At 59.0% G+C, this 16,868-nt stretch carries 17 protein-coding genes; 6 read left to right on the top strand and 11 right to left on the bottom strand.

Annotated elements, in window-relative coordinates; translation table 11 throughout:
- Window positions 1-47: 47 nt before the first annotated feature.
- Both AC07VO_RS27745 and AC07VO_RS27750 read right to left on the bottom strand, forming a co-directional pair.
- The gene (locus AC07VO_RS27745) at window positions 48-1,664 is read right to left on the bottom strand and encodes an inorganic phosphate transporter (protein ID WP_495007698.1); all 1,617 of its coding nucleotides are present in this window, start codon (window positions 1,662-1,664) and stop codon (window positions 48-50) included.
- A 269-nt stretch (window positions 1,665-1,933) separates the two neighbouring features.
- Entirely contained in the window at window positions 1,934-2,956 is a 1,023-nt protein-coding gene (locus AC07VO_RS27750; RefSeq protein WP_018926423.1) for a transporter, read from the bottom strand.
- A 275-nt stretch (window positions 2,957-3,231) separates the two neighbouring features.
- Here AC07VO_RS27750 and AC07VO_RS27755 point away from each other — a divergent pair, with 275 nt between their 5' ends.
- Window positions 3,232-4,857 (top strand): methyl-accepting chemotaxis protein, encoded by a 1,626-nt coding sequence (locus AC07VO_RS27755; protein WP_018926422.1) that lies wholly within the window; start codon window positions 3,232-3,234, stop codon window positions 4,855-4,857.
- A gap of 294 nt (window positions 4,858-5,151) precedes the next feature.
- Window positions 5,152-5,514, top strand: a complete 363-nt coding sequence (locus tag AC07VO_RS27760; protein ID WP_018926420.1) for a hypothetical protein — start codon at window positions 5,152-5,154, stop codon at window positions 5,512-5,514.
- A gap of 16 nt (window positions 5,515-5,530) precedes the next feature.
- Here AC07VO_RS27760 and AC07VO_RS27765 read toward each other — a convergent pair whose 3' ends face one another.
- From AC07VO_RS27765 to AC07VO_RS27775, 3 genes are all read right to left on the bottom strand, one after another.
- Window positions 5,531-6,709 carry a GAF domain-containing sensor histidine kinase gene (locus AC07VO_RS27765; RefSeq protein ID WP_495007699.1) on the bottom strand — a complete coding sequence of 393 codons (1,179 nt, stop codon included), beginning with the start codon at window positions 6,707-6,709 and terminating at the stop codon, window positions 5,531-5,533.
- A 158-nt stretch (window positions 6,710-6,867) separates the two neighbouring features.
- A complete protein-coding gene (locus AC07VO_RS27770) occupies window positions 6,868-7,173 on the bottom strand; it encodes a PepSY domain-containing protein (protein WP_018926418.1) in 306 nt (101 codons plus the stop codon).
- 172 nt (window positions 7,174-7,345) lie between these two features.
- Complete coding sequence (locus AC07VO_RS27775) at window positions 7,346-8,473, bottom strand: glycerophosphodiester phosphodiesterase (RefSeq protein WP_018926417.1); 1,128 nt, start codon at window positions 8,471-8,473, stop codon at window positions 7,346-7,348.
- Between the two features lie 236 nt (window positions 8,474-8,709).
- Between AC07VO_RS27775 and AC07VO_RS27780 the strand changes: the two genes are divergently transcribed.
- The gene (locus tag AC07VO_RS27780; protein ID WP_064616425.1) at window positions 8,710-9,036 is read left to right on the top strand and encodes a DUF2025 family protein; all 327 of its coding nucleotides are present in this window, start codon (window positions 8,710-8,712) and stop codon (window positions 9,034-9,036) included.
- A gap of 68 nt (window positions 9,037-9,104) precedes the next feature.
- Here AC07VO_RS27780 and AC07VO_RS27785 read toward each other — a convergent pair whose 3' ends face one another.
- Window positions 9,105-9,428, bottom strand: coding sequence for an antibiotic biosynthesis monooxygenase family protein (locus AC07VO_RS27785; RefSeq protein ID WP_495007700.1), 324 nt, complete (start codon window positions 9,426-9,428; stop codon window positions 9,105-9,107).
- Window positions 9,425-10,132, bottom strand: a complete 708-nt coding sequence (locus tag AC07VO_RS27790) for a CTP synthase C-terminal region-related (seleno)protein (protein WP_495007701.1) — start codon at window positions 10,130-10,132, stop codon at window positions 9,425-9,427. Before AC07VO_RS27790 ends, AC07VO_RS27785 begins: the two co-directional genes overlap by 4 nt.
- A gap of 15 nt (window positions 10,133-10,147) precedes the next feature.
- On the opposite strand from AC07VO_RS27790, the gene AC07VO_RS27795 reads away from it, so the two are divergent.
- A complete protein-coding gene (locus AC07VO_RS27795; protein WP_495007702.1) occupies window positions 10,148-11,107 on the top strand; it encodes a LysR family transcriptional regulator in 960 nt (319 codons plus the stop codon).
- Here the strand turns inward: AC07VO_RS27795 and AC07VO_RS27800 are convergent.
- Both AC07VO_RS27800 and AC07VO_RS27805 read right to left on the bottom strand, forming a co-directional pair.
- A complete protein-coding gene (locus tag AC07VO_RS27800) occupies window positions 11,082-11,627 on the bottom strand; it encodes a DUF1003 domain-containing protein (RefSeq protein ID WP_018926412.1) in 546 nt (181 codons plus the stop codon). The genes AC07VO_RS27795 and AC07VO_RS27800 overlap by 26 nt on opposite strands.
- A gap of 141 nt (window positions 11,628-11,768) precedes the next feature.
- On the bottom strand, window positions 11,769-12,377 hold the full coding sequence (locus tag AC07VO_RS27805; protein ID WP_018926411.1) for a TetR/AcrR family transcriptional regulator: 609 nt from the start codon (window positions 12,375-12,377) through the stop codon (window positions 11,769-11,771).
- Between the two features lie 215 nt (window positions 12,378-12,592).
- On the opposite strand from AC07VO_RS27805, the gene AC07VO_RS27810 reads away from it, so the two are divergent.
- Window positions 12,593-13,651 carry an MBL fold metallo-hydrolase gene (locus AC07VO_RS27810; RefSeq protein WP_026286448.1) on the top strand — a complete coding sequence of 353 codons (1,059 nt, stop codon included), beginning with the start codon at window positions 12,593-12,595 and terminating at the stop codon, window positions 13,649-13,651.
- A 44-nt stretch (window positions 13,652-13,695) separates the two neighbouring features.
- Here AC07VO_RS27810 and AC07VO_RS27815 read toward each other — a convergent pair whose 3' ends face one another.
- Both AC07VO_RS27815 and AC07VO_RS27820 read right to left on the bottom strand, forming a co-directional pair.
- Window positions 13,696-13,890 (bottom strand): XRE family transcriptional regulator, encoded by a 195-nt coding sequence (locus AC07VO_RS27815; protein WP_138866939.1) that lies wholly within the window; start codon window positions 13,888-13,890, stop codon window positions 13,696-13,698.
- Window positions 13,891-13,901: 11 nt separating this feature from the next.
- Complete coding sequence (locus AC07VO_RS27820) at window positions 13,902-14,219, bottom strand: helix-turn-helix domain-containing protein (RefSeq protein WP_018926408.1); 318 nt, start codon at window positions 14,217-14,219, stop codon at window positions 13,902-13,904.
- A gap of 254 nt (window positions 14,220-14,473) precedes the next feature.
- On the opposite strand from AC07VO_RS27820, the gene bglX reads away from it, so the two are divergent.
- Entirely contained in the window at window positions 14,474-16,837 is a 2,364-nt protein-coding gene (gene bglX / locus AC07VO_RS27825) for a beta-glucosidase BglX (protein ID WP_477759263.1), read from the top strand.
- Window positions 16,838-16,868: the final 31 nt, after the last annotated feature.

A 16,868-nucleotide genomic window follows, 5' to 3' on the forward strand; every position in this document is an offset into this window, starting at 1 on the left:
AAACCGCTTTCGCAGGCAAGCCTCGCTCCTACACAGGTTGTGTATGGTCAGAACAGCTTGGTGAACAACCAATACAAACTGCCCGACAACACAATCGCCGCCGGCAAGGTCAGCACCCAGGCCATCAGCAGGTTGCGGATGGTCTTCATCTGCAAGCCGCCACCGTTGGCGACCATGGTCCCGGCCACGCCTGAAGACAACACATGAGTGGTCGATACCGGCAGGCCGAACATGTCGGCGGCGCCGATGGTCAGCATCGCCACGGTTTCTGCCGATGCGCCCTGCGCATAGGTCAGGTGCGCCTTGCCGATTTTCTCGCCGACCGTCACCACGATGCGTTTCCAGCCGACCATGGTGCCCAGTCCCAGGGCGATGGCCACCGCGATCTTCACCCACAGCGGAATGAACCGCGTGGCGTTGTCGATCTGTTGCTTGAACAACTGCAGCTTGCCGGTGGTGTCGGTGTCGAAGTTTCCGACCTTGTTCTTGTCCATCAGGCGAATGGTTTCGCTGGTCAGGTACATATCGTTGCGCACGTTGCCCATCGCTTCGGCCGGGACTTTCGACAGCGAGCCGTAACCCTTCACTTCGTTACCGATCTGGCCCGCCAACGCGGCGAGGGCGGGGATCAGTTGCGGGGTGGCTTCCTTGTTGCGCATGTAGTCGGTCAGCACCGGGCGTGGATCGGTGGGCATCGGCAGCGGTGTGTTTCTCATCAGGGCTTGCTGGGTGACTTCGGCCACCGCGGCGAATTGCAAGGCCTGATCCGCCGGCATGGTGCGGTTCAATGCATACGCCATCGGCAGCGTGCCCACCAGAATCAGCATGATCAGGCCCATGCCTTTCTGGCCGTCGTTGGAGCCGTGGGCGAAGGACACGCCGGTGCAGGTCAGAATCAACATGCCGCGAATCCACCACGGTGGCGGGGTATTACCCTTCGGCGCCTTGTACAGCGCGCGATTTTTGACGAAGACGCGCAACGCCAGCAGCAACAGCGCGGCAAACGCGAAGCCGATCAGCGGCGACAGCAGCAACGCGTAACCGACCTTGGTCGCCTGGGCCCAGTCCACGCCACTGGTGCCGTCGCGGCCGTGCATCAAGGCATTGGCTACACCGACACCGATGATCGAGCCGATCAGGGTGTGCGACGAAGAAGCCGGCAAACCCAGCCACCAGGTGCCGAGGTTCCACAGAATGGCGGCGATCAACAGGGCGAAGATCATCGCGAAACCGGCAGAGGAGCCGACCTGCAGAATCAGCTCCACCGGCAACAGGGCGATGATGCCGAACGCCACCGCGCCGCTCGACAGCAACACCCCCAGGAAGTTGAAGAACCCGGACCAGGCCACGGCGAAATTCGGTGGCAAGGAGTGGGTGTAAATCACCGTCGCCACGGCGTTGGCGGTGTCGTGAAAACCATTGACGAACTCAAAGCCCAAGGCAATCAGCAGTGCCACGCCCAACAGCAGAAACGGCGTCCAGGTGGTGACCACCGTGCCGAGTTCGCTCATGTCGTGCATCAGGCTGTAGGCGGTGAACAACAGCCCGCTGCCCAGCACGGCAAAGAACATCACGAAGGTGAGCAGGCCGGGTTTTTTATCGAACTGCGGCCTGGCGCCGCTGGCGGGCGCCTGGGAGGCGGCGGTGAAGGAAGGCGTAGCCATGCCGGACAATCCTGAGCAGAGAAGGAGTATCGGCCATGATCGTTGCTAAATATTACAGTGAGACTGCGCTGGGTCAGTGTTTGGTTTTTTTGTGATGCCGGATGCTAAGGCAGGCAAATACCTGTGGCGAGGGAGCTTGCTCCCGTTCGGCTGCGAAGCAGTCGTAAAACCAGAGAATTCTGTTTGAATGAATAAACCGGATAGGGTCCGCTGCGCAGCCCAGCGGGAGCAAGCTCCCTCGCCACAAGGTATCGGTGATGATGGGCGGTTTAATAATCGCGCCGCTTACGAAACGCCCAGCGCCCGGCAATCAGGGTAAACGTCGCCACCAGTGCCACCAGAATCCAGAACCCCTCCGGATCCCCGGCAAGCGGCACCCCGCCGACGTTCATGCCGAAGAAACCGGCAATGATGTTGATCGGCAGCGCCAACACCGTGACCACGGTCAGGGTGAACAGCGTGCGGTTGCTCTGTTCGTTGAGGTTGGCGGCGATTTCTTCCTGCAACAGCTTGATCCGCTCACCGAGGGCTGTGAGGTCGTTGATGATCAGCGCAAACTCCTCGGTGGATTTGCGCAGCTCCTTGACGTCCTCCTTCTGCAACCATTGCGGCGGACGATTGAGCAGGCGCAGCAACGAGCCCGGCTCCAGCGCCAGCAACCGTTGCAGGCGCACCAGCACCCGGCGGTTGGCGCCCAGTTCGGCGCGGTTGGTGGACAGGCGCGACGACAGCAATTCATCTTCGATCTGATCGACACTGAGGCTGGTCTTGCGCACGATCTGCGTCAGCACTTCGCCCTGATCACGCAGCAAATGCACCAGCAATTCCAGCGGTGAGCGAAAGCATTCACCGGCCTTCACCGAAGAGCGCAGCTTGTCCACCGAGTGCAGCGGTTGCAGGCGCGCGCTGATGATCAGCCGACTGCGGGCGCAGACCCACAGCGTCGAGACATCCGAGGAAACCATGCTACTGAGGTTGAACACCACATCGTTGACCACCGCCAGCAACGCCGAATCGACATGCTCGATGCGCGTCGAACGCGACCCCTCGTGCAAGGCTTCGAAAAACTCGTCGGGCAATTCCAGATGGCTTTTCATCCAGCGCTCGCACGCCGCATGGGCCAGGTTCAGGTGCAGCCAGAGAAACTCATCACTGTCGTCCAGTTGTTGCAGGCAGTGCAGTGCCTTGGCCGAATCGATCTCTCGACCGCGCTCGCCGGGGCGAAAACTGAAACCGTAAAGCAGGCCGAACAGGTCGGAATCGCGATGGCGTTGATCAATGCTGTGGTTCATGAAGTCTCGCTGCGGGGAGGCGCCTGTCGCGGGTTTCACAGGTTCACTTGAGCCTCATCATTGCAAGCGCTCATGACGGTTTTGTGACGGCAAGGTGTACGCAAACGATTGCGATACCGATGGTCGGATTTTCCTCAAGAACCGCTCTGGAACGCCGATCACGCTTGGGTTACGTTTGCGCGCCTTCGGCCAAGGGCCAACGTGGCAGACAGGGATGTCCGGATACTTTTCACGCCTTCATCCGCGTGCCTCATTCCTGTTTCGAGTACTTCCCGATGTCTTTACAAAAGTCCCTTCGAGCACAAATTCTCGCCCTGTTGAGCGGCAGCCTGTTGGCGATGTTGTTGATCGCTTTGGCCTGCTTTCACTTTTTGTCCAACGGCGTTCAGAACTACGCGAACCTGATCGAAGGCCCGTTGCACACCTCGCAACTGATCGATGAAGCCAACCTGCAATTCAAGGTGCAGGTTCAGGAGTGGAAAAACGTCCTGCTGCGCGGCAAGCAACCCGCGGACCTGGACAAATACTGGAAGCAGTTCGAGGAGGGTCAGCGCAATGTGCAGGGTATCCTTGGTGAACTGGCGGGGCAGAAGGGTATGGAGCCGCAACTCAAGACCCGCATCGAACGCCTGCGTGAGGAGCATCGTGTATTAGGTGCGGCGTATCAGAAGGGCCGTGATGCCTACGTGGCGGCCGGTGCCGACCCAGCGGCCGGCGACAATGCGGTCAAGGGCGTGGACCGCGCCGCCAGCGAGCAGATGAATGAACTGGTCGGCGAACTGCGCAAGCAGAGTGTCGAACAATCGAAATTGATCAGTGCCAGTGCCGATCAGACGGTGTTGTCGGGGCTCGCGGTGATGCTGGTGTCGGGCCTGCTGATTGGTTTGTTGAGTCTGTGGCTGGTCAATCGCAACCTGGTAGAGCCGATCCGCAAACTGATCGACTACGTGGCGCAACTCAGTCAGGGCCGGTTCGCCGAGCGCGTGGCCAGCACCCGTCAGGACGAGTTGGGCAACCTGGCCAGGGCCGCCAACACCTTGCGCGATTTCCTCGCCGAAACCTTCAGTCGTTTGCAGCGCAGCGCGTCGGACCTGGACAGTGCCAGCGGTGAGCTGAACTCGATTGCCGGCCTTATGGCCAGCGGCACCAACGAGCAGTTCAATCGCACCGATCAGGTGGCCACGGCGATGAACGAAATGTCCGCCACCGCGCAAGAAGTCGCGCGCCACGCCGCCGAAGCGGCACGTGCGGCCGACGATGCCGACCAGTCCGCCCAGCAAGGCGAGAAGGTCATGCAGGGCACCATTCACACCATCACCCAAATGCGTGGCGAAATCGCCAACACCGCCACGGTCATCCGTCGTCTGGAAGAAGACAGCGGGCGCATCGGAAAGGTGCTGGAAGTGATTCGCGGCATTGCCGAACAGACCAACCTGCTGGCGCTCAACGCGGCAATCGAAGCGGCCCGTGCCGGTGAAGCCGGGCGCGGTTTTGCGGTGGTCGCTGATGAAGTACGCAGCCTGGCCCAGCGCACGGCGGCGTCGATCATCGAGATCAACCAGATCATTCAAACCGTGCAAACCGGTGCGGTGGACGCGGCCCAGGCCATCGAAAGCGGCCAGTCGCGCAGCGAGCAAAGCGTCGAGCAAGTGACCCAGGCCGGCGCCATGCTCGAGCGGATCACCCATGCCGTGGAAGCCATTCGCGACATGAACCGCCAGATCGCCACCGCCGCAGAAGAACAGACTTCAGTGGCCGAAGACATCTCGCGCAACCTCACCGAAATCACCAGCATCGCCAGCACCAACCTGGACAACGTGCAGCGCACCGAAGCGGCCAGCCACAACCTGCATGGGCTGTCGGGGCAATTGAATGAGGTAACGGCGCGGTTGAGCGCCTAGTGAAATGGATTGTGTATCGAATCGGTTACCGAGTCGGTACACAGGCGTTGCAGGATGAAGGTGGCAGTACGGCGGATTCGGTGGTCAGCACCTCGGCCTGATCCTTAAGCATTACAGCTGTACACCTTGTTAAGGTCGGTGTGCCGTTGATCGGGTACTTGCAACCAAGACGCCCGATTTCAGCGGTACCTGTTATTTCTGACAGTAGACAGTTTTTTTCTCGCGGCGCTAGATATCCCTTGGCGCGCCTACTCAAACTGAACCTGTGCCAGTACTTTCACAAGGAGCATTGCGATGACCGAAACATTGAACCCTATGACTGTTGTCGGTGGACAGTCGATCATTTTTTTCGTCGATGAAGCAGACCCAGTGATTCCGAAAGCAATCATCCCGGCAAGGGAAGAATTTGTAGAGGGCGAAGAAATCTTCGTGAAGTTTGGCAACGTGGAGGTTGCTTATCACAAATATCGACAAGGTGATTTCTTTCCCATACACATTCCTTTGGACAAAGGAGCGCTGAGTCAGGTGGCTGTCGCTGCGGAGGCTTACTACACGATCAAGCATCTGGATGGATCGACCTCCACCTCAAGTTCTTTCCGTGCCAAGGTCGAGATGTTTAACAGCCAATCGTCCGTGAGTCACGCTAACGCGGTCTAAGACATTGAGGCTGTCGTCACCGCGTCAAAGGCAACGTGAATATGAACGCCGTTCCATGGGACTGCGTCGATTTCACATCAAGCTGCCCCCCATGGGCCAGCGCAATCTGATTGGCAATGTACAACCCCAACCCGAGGCCGGCCTGCGGTGTTCCGCCGGTCGGTCGCGAGTAGGGCTGGAACAGATGCTGCAGCGCATCCTCGGCAATCAGCCCGTGGTTTTTCACGCTCAATATGAAGTGCCCTTCGTTGACCTGCGCACTGACCTCGACCGGGCCGTCGGGATCGCCGTGGACAACGGCATTCGCCAGCAGGTTGGACAGCAACTGCGCGACCCGTTCGCGATCGCAATGAATGTCGCTCAGGTCGCCAATCGACGACTGAATAATGCGCTTGGGGTGAATGCTCTGGATCTCGGCGATCACATGCCGCAGCATATCCCCCAAATCCGGGCACGGCTCGATATTCACCGGGATGCCGCGACCCAATGACCCGCGCGCGAAGTCCAGTACATCGTCGACCAGTTTGGTCGCACGCCGGGCGCTGGTGAGGATATGCCGCACCCGTTGTTCATTTGGCGGGTCTTTGAGTTTGCGCAGGAGCATTTCGGCACCGGCGCTGATGGCGAACAAGGGGTTGCGCAGGTCATGGCCGAGCACGGCGATAAACTGTTCGCGCAGTTCGGTGGTTTTATGTTCCTTGATCGGCGCCGCTTCGGTCCGTTGCAGGTTTTCTTCGGCCTCGATCTGCAGCGCAAGCATCCGGGCGAAGGATTCCATGGTGCTCTGGATCGTGCTGGACCTGAGCGGCGCGGGATCAGGATCGAGGGCGCAGAGGGTGCCAAAGAAGCGCCCGTCGGTGCGAAGTATCGGCACCGCAATGTAGCTTTCGAATGGACAGGTGCGAGGCGTGTGCTGATCGCGGCTGAGCGGGTCTTCACTGACCTTGTCGATGACCACCGAGTGCTGGCCCTGGCGAATTTCGTCGCTCAGCGTGGAGACCAGCTGCAGTTCATCGCCCACTTGCACGCCGAAATCCAGTCGATCGAGCACCGCGCAGGCGATCCAGGTGTTGTCGATGACGCGGGCCACCGCGGCGAACCGCAACCCGGTCAGCTCACTGATCACCTGAAGAACCGCCGGCACCGCGCTGATCCGGCCGATCGTGGCGATGTCTGCTGCCGCTGTTTGCCCCATATCCGTGGTTCTCTGCTTCAACATGCTGAGTGGTGTTGAGGGATTCTAGCGGGCCTGCGCAAAAGGGCGCGACTTCGTTCATTACTTCAGCGATTTGCCTTACGCCGAACGAAAAAAAGCCGCACGACCCGAAGATCGTGCGGCTTTTTGCCGTTGAATCACTTGTCTCGTTTGTTGCTCAGGACCTTGCCAGTGGCGGCATCGAAGTCCACGTCCCATTCGGTGTTGTCAGCCAGACGCAGTTCCACTTCATATTCGTAACCGTTGAAGTGGTTATCCAGGTCGGTATCGGTAATCGTGGCGCCCGGATGCAACTTCAGCGCGGCCTGGTTCATTTCTTCCAGGGGTTTGATCTTGCCGCTTTTGACCAACTCGGGGATCTGGTCGACGCGAACATCAGCCTGGGCCAGGCCTGCGGTGAGGGTCAGGGCGGCAGCGGTGAACAGGGCAGTTAAGGTTTTCATCAAGTTCTTTCCTTGGAGGAGCTGTTTAAGTGGGATCAGGTTAAACAGCGCAACTTAATTCACCCTTAAAAAAACAATCGCGGGCAACCACGCTCTCACAGGTTTTGCGCAGACCTTGTGGGAGCGTGGCTTGCCCGCGATGGGGACGACGCGGTGCAGTGCCTGGCGCCAATCAGTACCCGTTGTTCTGCAACAACTGCGCAACGCTCGCCGCCGCCGGGCGCTTATAGAACTTCAGCAGTTCGCTGGCGCGATTGGTGAAGATGCCATCGACACCGGCATCCATCACTTTCTGATAATCCACGGCATCGTCGATGGTGTAGACGTGCACCAGCATGCCCTGATCGTGGGTGAACTGGTTCATCCACGGTTTCACCAGGTCTGAATAGCTCTGATCTCCACCCTTGGTCAGCGCGGCAGAAGGCCCGGTGCCGATAGCGCCCTGGGCCTTGGCGTACTCGACCCATTGCTGGAATTCGGCTTTGTCCTTCGGTTCCTGTTTGGCGTAGTAAGTCGCCTTGTCCTTGTCTCCGGACTCAGCGAACGTCACTTTGGATTTCGGCTCGATGCTGCCTTCGCCGACCCACAACAGCAGGATTTTCGGCACTTGCGGCATCTCCTTCTCGAGCAGTTCTAGGCTGCTCTTCTCGAAGGTTTGCAGCACGACTTTGCCTTTCCCCTGGCCGACCGCCAGATTACTTTTTGCCAGTTTGGAACCCGTCGGGCTCAGCCAACCACGGTCCTGCAATTTATCCTTGAGATCGCGTTCGATGCCGGGAAACTGCTTTGGCTCCTTGGTTTCGATGTACAGGCCAGGCTTGTGCAGTGGATTGCCTTGGGCGATGTCGATGATTTCGTCCAGGGTCAGGATCTTCAGACCCACGTAGCCAGGACGCGCGCGATCCGGGTACGCCGTGTTGAACCAGCTGCCGGCATCCAGGGTTTTCAGTTCGGCGATGGTGAATTCGTTGGCCGGGCTGTCCTTGCGCTCAGGGAATTTGGTAGCGACGTCGGTGGTGCGTTGCAGGTTGTTGTCGTGCAGGGCGAACAGCACACCATCCTTGCTGCGTTGCAGGTCCATTTCCAGGTAGTCGGCACCCAGGTCGCGAGCCAGTTTGTAGGCTGCGGCGGTGGATTCCGGTGCATCAAAAGAGGCGCCACGGTGGGCGATCACCGCCGGGTGCGGAATGCCCAGGCGGGTTGCCAGTGCGCTGGGGCTTGGCTCGCTGGTGGCCTGTGCCTGGCCGAGGCCGAGCATCAGGCTCAGCAGCAGGGCGCTTTTGGTGAAGGAGACAGGCATGGTCGAAGTCCTTTTGCGATGAGTTTTCAAAGACGTATCTTTTAACAACTGAGCGCCGCTTGTGCTATCACCAGACCGACATAAACGTGTTTAAAGAAGATTTCTTCGACGCTTTTGTGCGGCTCTTTGCAGTAATCTTCACACCTGCAGTTTCCCCGGCAGAGGGAAACCCGTTCACTTGCCCTGCGTGTAAACCATCGATCACCGGTCCTTAGCGACCTTTTGTGAGGTTTACCATGCGCATCACTTCCCAGCTCATTTGCCAGGCCGCCGACCAACTCAAAGGCTTCGTCGGCCTCAATCGCAAAACCGGCCAGTACATCGTGCGCTTCAGTGAAGACGCTTTCGGCATGGACGTGGCTGACGACGGCATCATCCCCGCCAGCGAATTCGTCTGGGCACCCGGCCCCGAGCAGACCATGACGCTCAAGCGCGAACTGATTCAGTTGCTGCTGGACCAGAACATCGACGACCGGATCAACATCACCGAACCGTTGCGGGTGTACATGAATCGACAGGACGTGCCGCAGATTACGGCGGTGAGGAGTTTGGTGCGGGGGTGAGGGTTTTGCGGTGGCTGTTCTGGCGTCTTCGCGGACAAGCCCGCGAAGACGCCAGAACACTGCATCATTTACTGTTTGAACGCATAGGCCCGCTCAACCTTGCACACCCGCGTATGACACGCCGAATACCAGGTCGATCGCCCGCGTTCACGAATCGCGCTGTGCTCGGGGTGATGCTTCCAGGCCAGGATCGCCGCTTCGCTGTCCCAGTAGGACACCGTAATCCCGAGCCCATCCGCGCCCCGGGCCGATTCCACGCCCAGGAAGCCGGGTTGCTCACGGGCCAGTTCCACCATGCGTTCGGCGGCCTGTTCGTAACCGTGATCGCCTTCGGTGCGCAGCGAGGTGAAAATCACTGCGTAGTAAGGTGCTGCAGGTGTCTGGGCGATCATGATTTTTGCCTCACACAGGCCTCGATCAACGCCTTGACCAATGGCGGCAGCAGGCCCTTGAGCGCGGCGCGTTCCGGTTGGAACAGCGTTGCGACAAAGAATGGATGATCCTTCAGCTCCACTGCCCGCAGATCCCCCGCCGAATCGTGGCCAACCGCGTGCAACTGTCGCGTCAGTAGCTGCCGTTCAAACTCGGGATTCACACCGTAACGGCAGTGATAGCCTTCACGAATCTCCGCATTTTCGTACGCCTTGGCGATCAACGAGCCTTCAACCAAATGAATGCTGTCGACGGCTTCCACCAGCGCACAGGTCAGCGGCGTGAGCAACGCCCGCGTCGCGTCGGGCGAAGTCTCGCCGTGTTCGGCATCTTCCCAACCCAACATGTTGCGGGCGAACTCCAGTACCGCGTGCTGAAAACCGCCGCACGTGCCGAGGAACGGCCGTTGTTGTTCCCGGGCAAAGCGGATCGCCCGTAGCGCGCCATCCATGTCGCGATATGGGCTGGCGGGCACGCACCAGAAACCATCGTAGTCATCCAGCGGCGTATCGGCGGTGATGCAGTCGGTGGCCAGCCATTGAAACTTAACGTTCTGGCCGGTGTGTTCGGCGGCCATGCCGAGGGCGACGGGGATGGCTTGATGGGCGGTGACCTGTGGATCGTAGTCACCGATCAGGGCAATGCGGATGGCGTTGGTTTCCATGAGTGATCTCGACGCTTGTTGATTTCTGGCACCGACTATAGATTGGCGTTCACGCAATCAATATTGGCGTTATCCCAAGTGATCAATGCATCGATGCACTATCAGCTGGACTATCCCGACCTGTCGCTGATCCTCGCTTTGGTGCGCGGCGGCTCTCTGGCCCGGGCTTCGGCGTTGTTGAAGGTCGACGTCTCGACGGTGTTTCGCGCGGTCCGTCGACTCGAAGCCGCGCTGGGCCAGCAACTGTTCGAAAAGAGCCGCACCGGTTACCTGCCTACCACGTTGGCTCAGACCCTGGCCGAGCAGGCTGAACGCGCCGAACAAGCACTGGAGGCGGCGCGCCTTGGCGTGGAGCAGGGCGGAGAAATCATCAGCGGCACCGTGCGCCTGACCTGCACCGATTCGGTCCTGCAAAGTCTGCTGTTACCGGCACTGGCGCGGTTCATGCCGTCTTATCCGGCGCTGACCATTGAACTCTGCACCTCCAACGACTTCGCCAACCTCAGCCGCCGCGACGCCGACATCGCCTTGCGGCTGACCCGCACCCCGCCCGAGCATCTGGTTGGCCGGCGATTGGCAGACATTTCCTACCGGGTCTGTGCCAGCGCGGCCTATCTGCAATCGGTCGAATCCCACGACCTGGCCTCATTGACCTGGATCGCCCCGGACGACTTTCTTCCCGATCACCCCACCGTCGCCTGGCGGCGCCAGCAGTTGCCTGGCGTTACACCCGGTTATCGCTGCAACAGCATGTTGTCGGTGACCGAGTTGGTGCGGGCCGGACTGGGCATCGCGGCGTTGCCGGACTTTTTGATCGGTGACGGACTGCAACCGTTGACCGAGCCCCTGCACGGTTACGACACCGCGCTGTGGCTGCTGACCCGCCCGGACTGCCGCGCGTTGCGCTCGGTGGTGACGTTGTTCGACGAGTTGGGGCGGGCGCTCCGGATCAAACCTTCGGTGGCTCCTTGCTGATGAAGTGTTGATGCATTTCCGAGGTCAGGCTTTCGATGCGCTCAGTCAGGGTCTTGGTGATTTCGGTGAGCCGGGTGTTTTGCTCCAGCAACTCCTTCAGTTGCGCAGTGTTCCGCGCGGCTTGGGCCTGACGTTCACTGTTGGCGATGGCCAAGGCTTCACGATGTCGCGCATCGGCTTCGGACTGGGCTTTGTCCCGCGCCGCCTGACGCGTCTGGGCCAGCAGAATCAGCGGCGCGGCGTAGGCCGCTTGCAGGCTGAACGCCAGGTTGAGCAGGATGAAGGGGTACACATCGAATTGGGTTACGCCGGACAGGTTCAGGCAAATCCAGATCACCACCACCAAGGTCTGGGCGCCAAGGAAGGTCGGCGTGCCAAAGAACCGCGCAAAAGCCTCGGCGCGCAGGGCAAAACGGTCGGTACCGAAAGTAGGTGCCAGGTGCGCGTGAGGGCGATGGAAGCGCAGGTGATCGACGGGGCCGGTGATTTCGGTTTCGGTTTCGTGGGTCGGAGTGCTCATGATGCTCTCTGAAGAGGGGATGGGACTGAGGCTCACTATAGCTCCAGCGCCAGTCTCATTCAGAAACACATTTCGGTGTTTTTATTCAGAGCGATCGAACAGCGATAAAGTGGCGGACGTTGTCATTTTTTGCAGCTCGGTTCAGCACTCATAGCACGCCAGGAACATGTCCAGCGCAGATTCCACCACGGTGTGCTGCATCTCGGGCGACAGGCCCGTTTGGCCCATGGAAATCTGCGGCCAGAAGGCAAAGGACTTGAGCAACCCGTGGATCTGTTGCGCAGCGAACTCAGGCGCGACCTGTTTCAAGCGGCCATCGGCCTGGGCGGCACGAATCCACACGGTCAAACTTTCTTCGCGCTCACCCATTCGGGCAACCATGTTCTGCGCACGCTCGGGAGAGTGGATGGTGGCGGCAATCGCCACACGCGCCAGGTCGAGAAAATTGTCATCGGCCAGCATCTGCAATTTCGCCTGCAACATCAGGCGCAGCTGATCGCGCAGGGGCAGGTCGTGGCGGTAGGCCGTTTCCTGTTCGGCCGTTACTCGGGTCCATAACTGATTGAGGATTTCGGCAAACAACTCTTCCTTGCTCGGGAAGTGGTTGTACACCGTGCGCTTCGACACGCCGGCGGTGGCGGCGATCTTGTCCATGCTGGTGATGTCGAAACCGTGGGTACGGAATTCGGCAATCGCCGCCTGGATGATGGCTTCGCGTTTTCGGTCGGTGAGGCGCTGTGGAGCTGTCATAAGTACGCTTCGGCAGGAAAAAGTGGAGAATTACACTTGGTAGTTTACTTGTGATCGGCTTTGATGCAACCTAGAAACTACACTGTGCAGTGTAATGTTGTGTTAATCCTGCACCGTGAGAAATTGAATCTTCGGCTGATGCGTGCATGCCTTGGCCATTTATCGTCCCAAGCGGAAAATCGTCGATTGTGCGGTTTTTCTGGAGTCATTCAGTCATGGACACTTCAACTTCCCCAGCGAACAACGCTTCAACGCCTGAAGCGTCCCGACAGGCTCAAGGGCAGTACCGAAACCATGTGCCGGTGCAGCGCGAAGGCTTTCGCAAAACCTTGCGCATCCTGTGGAACTTCATCTTCAACAAACCGCACGACACCCGGCCGTCGGCCCCCGTTCCGGTGCAAACCCTGACCCAGGCGGCGTTGATTGCCGCGCCTAACCACAGCGTCTATCGCCTGGGCCATTCCACGCTTCTGCTCAAGCTGCAGGACAAGTTCTGGATCACCGACCCGGTCTTCGCCGAACGCGCCTCGCCCGTGCAATGGGCCGGCCCCAAGCGTTTCCACCAGCCGCCGATCAGCCTCGAAGACCTGCCGCCGATTGAAGCGGTGATCCTGTCCCACGATCACTACGACCACCTCGATTATCAGGCCGTGCTCAAACTGGCGGACAAGACCCGCTACTTCCTCACGCCCCTGGGCGTGGGGGACACTCTGATCAAGTGGGGCATCGACGCCAGCAAAGTGCGCCAACTGGATTGGTGGCAGGGCACCGAGGTCGATGGCCTTCAATTCGTAGCCACACCTTCGCAGCACTTTTCCGGTCGCGGACTGTTCGACGGTAACAGCACCCTGTGGGCATCGTGGGTGATGATCGACGGCGACACGCGGATCTTCTTCAGTGGCGACAGCGGCTACTTCGACGGCTTCAAACGCATCGGCGAGCAGTACGGCCCATTCGACCTGACCCTTATGGAAACCGGCGCCTACAACGTCGAGTGGCCTCACGTGCACATGCAGCCCGAGCAAACCCTGCAAGCGCACATCGACCTTAAAGGGCGCTGGTTGCTGCCGATCCACAACGGCACCTTCGACCTGTCGATGCACGCCTGGTACGAACCTTTCGACCGTATTCTGGCGCTGGCCTGGGAACGGAACGTGTCGATCACCACGCCGCAAATGGGCGAGGCGTTCAACGTGATGTATCCGCAGCGTGGTGGCGCGTGGTGGTTGGGTGTGGAAGATGTAAGCGATCAGGCGACCGTGCAGAACGCTTGATGTTGTGCTGCCGGGGCGCTTGCGGTGCAAGCGCCCCGGACTTTTCAGCTGCGTTCGTCCAGTAACGGCTTTGTATATTCCGAGATTTTTGCCACGGTCAGATCGCAAAATTCTCCACGGAGTATTTCGTTCAGTTCCTCCTCAGACAATCCAAGCCTATGGGCCGCCTCAGCCTGACTCAGCCGACCGGTTTCGAGGAGCATGCCTATTTTCATAACGTGTTCGGCTTTGGCCCGCATCTGCTGCAACCTCACTCAACCATCGCATAATCCGCCCGCCCCACCGGATTCGGTGTGGACCCTTTCACATTCATCCCTCGGCCCGGTGCAAACCCCGGGAAGAACACCAAACCTTGCGATTCAAACCGATACGCCAACGCCAGCCGCGTGACATCCAGCACATTACGCTGCGCCTCGAATCGCTGGATGGCGTCAACGGAAACCCCGGATTCCTCGGACAACTCTTCCACACTCCAACCCAGCATCGCTCGGGCCTGGGCGCAGTGGGCGGGGGTGAACTGGAAGAGGGCGATGCGTTCCAGGGTGATTTTCATTGCAAGAGAGGCCATGGTTTTCTCCGGGGATCGAGCGTGGCGATTCGAAAATGTACTGTGTTTTTGTACAGTTGTTTTGCGCCCGGATCAAACTCATTTTTTGATCGATTCTCTTTTTTCGCTCAGGCAGGGGCGTTGGACCGACTACGCTGTCTCTAGGCGGTTTCCTGAAAGCTCCAAATGATTGAACGTCAGCCTTCTGATCTTCAATGCCGGAAAGGTGGCGTTTCAAAAGCAGTGCGCCACAGCGTTACGCGGGGAAGGGAATCATGAAAAGACTACGTCTGCTATGTGCCCTGATCAGCTTTACAACTCTGCCGGTCCTGGCCGATACGGCATCGCCAGACAAAGATGCCTTTGTCACCAACCTCATCAATCAGATGACCCTCGACGAAAAAGTCGGCCAACTGCGGCTGATCGCTATCGATGACAAGATGACGCCCGAAAAAATCTGCCAGGAGATCACTGCCGGGCGAATCGGGGGGACGTATGGCTCTGTGAGCCGTTATGTAAACCGCCCCATGCAAGACGCGGCTCAACAAAGCCGCCTGAAGATACCGATGTTTTTCGGTTGGGACGTGATACACGGTCATCGAACCATTTTCCCCATCGGCCTGGCCCTGGCCTCCAGTTGGGATATGGACGCCATCGAGTTGAGCGGTCGAACTGCGGCGAAAGAAGCCAGTGCGGACGGTATCGATATGACCTTCGCCCCGATGATCGATGTCGCCCGTGATCCTCGCTGGGGGCGCACATCCGAAGGCTTCGGTGAAGACACCTATCTGGTTTCGCGCATTGCCAGAGTGATGGTCCAGGCCTACCAGGGCCAGAGCCTGAACGCGCCCGACAGCATCATGTCCAGCGCCAAGCACTTTGCGTTGTATGGGGCTGTCGAGGGGGGGCGCGACTACAACAGCGTCGACATGGGCCTGACCCGAATGTACCAGGACTACCTGCCACCTTATCGTTCGGCAATCGAGGGTGGCGCGGGAGCCGTCATGGCGGCGCTTAACTCGATAAATGGTGTGCCGGCGGCGGCCAATAAATGGTTGATGCAGGACCTGCTTCGCAAAGCGTGGGGCTTCAAGGGACTGGTCATCAGCGACCATAACGGGGTCACCGATCTGGTTCAGCACGGTGTTGCGAGGAATCCTCGCGACGCGGCCAGGCTCGCCATCAGGGCCGGCATTGATATGAGCATGAACGACTCCTCCTATGGGCCGGAGTTACCAGGGCTGCTTGAGTCTGGCGCCATTTCCCAGAGCGATATTGATGACGCGGTGCGGGAAGTACTGGGTGCCAAGTACGACATGGGGCTATTCGAAGACCCTTACCGGCGCCTCGGCGCTGCCAGTGAAAGCGCTGCTGATAACAACGCCGAAAACCATCTGCACAGAGCGCAGGCCCGTGAAGTGGCACGCAAGACACTGGTGCTGTTGAAGAATGAAAACGGGCTCTTGCCGCTGAAAAAAGAGAGCACGATCGCGCTCATCGGCCCGTTGGCAAAAAGTACCGTCGACATCATGGGCAGTTGGTCTGCAAGTGGTGTGCCCGCGCAATCGGTGACGATCTACGACGGGTTGAAAAGCGCGATGAGCCAGGGCTCGCTGATCTATGCCCGAGGCGCCAATCTCGAGGAGGATCAGGAGGTTGTTAAATACCTGGAATACCAGGGCGTGTCTGAAATCGCCAACGACCCTCGCCCGGCAGAAGAAATGATTGACGAAGCAGTCAAGGTTGCACAGCAAGCCGATGTTGTCATCGCCGTGGTGGGCGAGCCCCGCAGCATGTCCCATGAAGCGGCCAGTCGAACCAGCCTCGATCTGCCGGGGCGCCAGAGTGAATTGATCACCGCCCTGAAAGCCACCGGCAAGCCGCTGGTACTGGTATTGATGAACGGTCGGCCGTTGTCGATCGGCAAGGAGCAGAAACAGGCCGATGCGATTCTGGAAACCTGGTACAGCGGTACCGAGGGAGGCAACGCCGTTGCGGATGTATTGTTCGGTGACTACAACCCGTCCGGCAAATTACCCATCACCTTTCCACGTTCCGTGGGGCAGATCCCCAATTACTACAGCCACCTGAACACCGGCCGTCCGTACCTGCCGGGTGCGCTTCGCAACTACACGTCGCAATATTTCGATCAATCCTATGGGCCGCTTTACCCCTTTGGCTATGGGCTGAGCTATACCGATTTCAGCCTGACCGACATGGCCCTGTCTTCGACCACACTGAACAAGACCGACAACCTCGTCGCCAGCATCATGGTGAAAAATACCGGCCAGCGTGACGGCGAAACGGTGGTTCAGCTGTATATCCGCGATGTCGTTGCCTCCGTCGCCCGGCCGGTCAAAGAACTGAAAAACTTTCAAAAAATCATGCTCAAGGCCGGCGAGGAGAGAGCAGTCCACTTCAGCATTAACGAGAACGACTTGAAGTTCTTCAATGCCCAACTGGAATACGTCGCCGAGCCGGGTGAGTTCCGGGTGCAAATCGGCCTGGATTCCCAGGATGTGAAGGAGCAGAGCTTTGAATTGCTGTCAGAACAAGCCACTCAAGACAATCATCCGCCCAGTGCAGAACCTGTAGACGCGAGCGGTGCGGCGATCCGACTTGCCCACGAAGAACGATGATGCGTAATCCCTGAGAAACCGCGGTGCATTC

Source organism: Pseudomonas sp. GW821-FHT03E01, assembly GCF_059420765.1.

Coding starts and splice junctions, on each gene's coding strand:
- AC07VO_RS27745 (WP_495007698.1), bottom strand. CDS start 1,664: ATGGCTACGCCTTCCTTCACCGCCGCCTCCCAGGCGCCCGCCAGCGGC.
- AC07VO_RS27750 (WP_018926423.1), bottom strand. CDS start 2,956: ATGAACCACAGCATTGATCAACGCCATCGCGATTCCGACCTGTTCGGC.
- AC07VO_RS27755 (WP_018926422.1), top strand. CDS start 3,232: ATGTCTTTACAAAAGTCCCTTCGAGCACAAATTCTCGCCCTGTTGAGC.
- AC07VO_RS27760 (WP_018926420.1), top strand. CDS start 5,152: ATGACCGAAACATTGAACCCTATGACTGTTGTCGGTGGACAGTCGATC.
- AC07VO_RS27765 (WP_495007699.1), bottom strand. CDS start 6,709: ATGGGGCAAACAGCGGCAGCAGACATCGCCACGATCGGCCGGATCAGC.
- AC07VO_RS27770 (WP_018926418.1), bottom strand. CDS start 7,173: ATGAAAACCTTAACTGCCCTGTTCACCGCTGCCGCCCTGACCCTCACC.
- AC07VO_RS27775 (WP_018926417.1), bottom strand. CDS start 8,473: ATGCCTGTCTCCTTCACCAAAAGCGCCCTGCTGCTGAGCCTGATGCTC.
- AC07VO_RS27780 (WP_064616425.1), top strand. CDS start 8,710: ATGCGCATCACTTCCCAGCTCATTTGCCAGGCCGCCGACCAACTCAAA.
- AC07VO_RS27785 (WP_495007700.1), bottom strand. CDS start 9,428: ATGATCGCCCAGACACCTGCAGCACCTTACTACGCAGTGATTTTCACC.
- AC07VO_RS27790 (WP_495007701.1), bottom strand. CDS start 10,132: ATGGAAACCAACGCCATCCGCATTGCCCTGATCGGTGACTACGATCCA.
- AC07VO_RS27800 (WP_018926412.1), bottom strand. CDS start 11,627: ATGAGCACTCCGACCCACGAAACCGAAACCGAAATCACCGGCCCCGTC.
- AC07VO_RS27805 (WP_018926411.1), bottom strand. CDS start 12,377: ATGACAGCTCCACAGCGCCTCACCGACCGAAAACGCGAAGCCATCATC.
- AC07VO_RS27810 (WP_026286448.1), top strand. CDS start 12,593: ATGGACACTTCAACTTCCCCAGCGAACAACGCTTCAACGCCTGAAGCG.
- AC07VO_RS27815 (WP_138866939.1), bottom strand. CDS start 13,890: ATGCGGGCCAAAGCCGAACACGTTATGAAAATAGGCATGCTCCTCGAA.
- AC07VO_RS27820 (WP_018926408.1), bottom strand. CDS start 14,219: ATGGCCTCTCTTGCAATGAAAATCACCCTGGAACGCATCGCCCTCTTC.
- bglX (WP_477759263.1), top strand. CDS start 14,474: ATGAAAAGACTACGTCTGCTATGTGCCCTGATCAGCTTTACAACTCTG.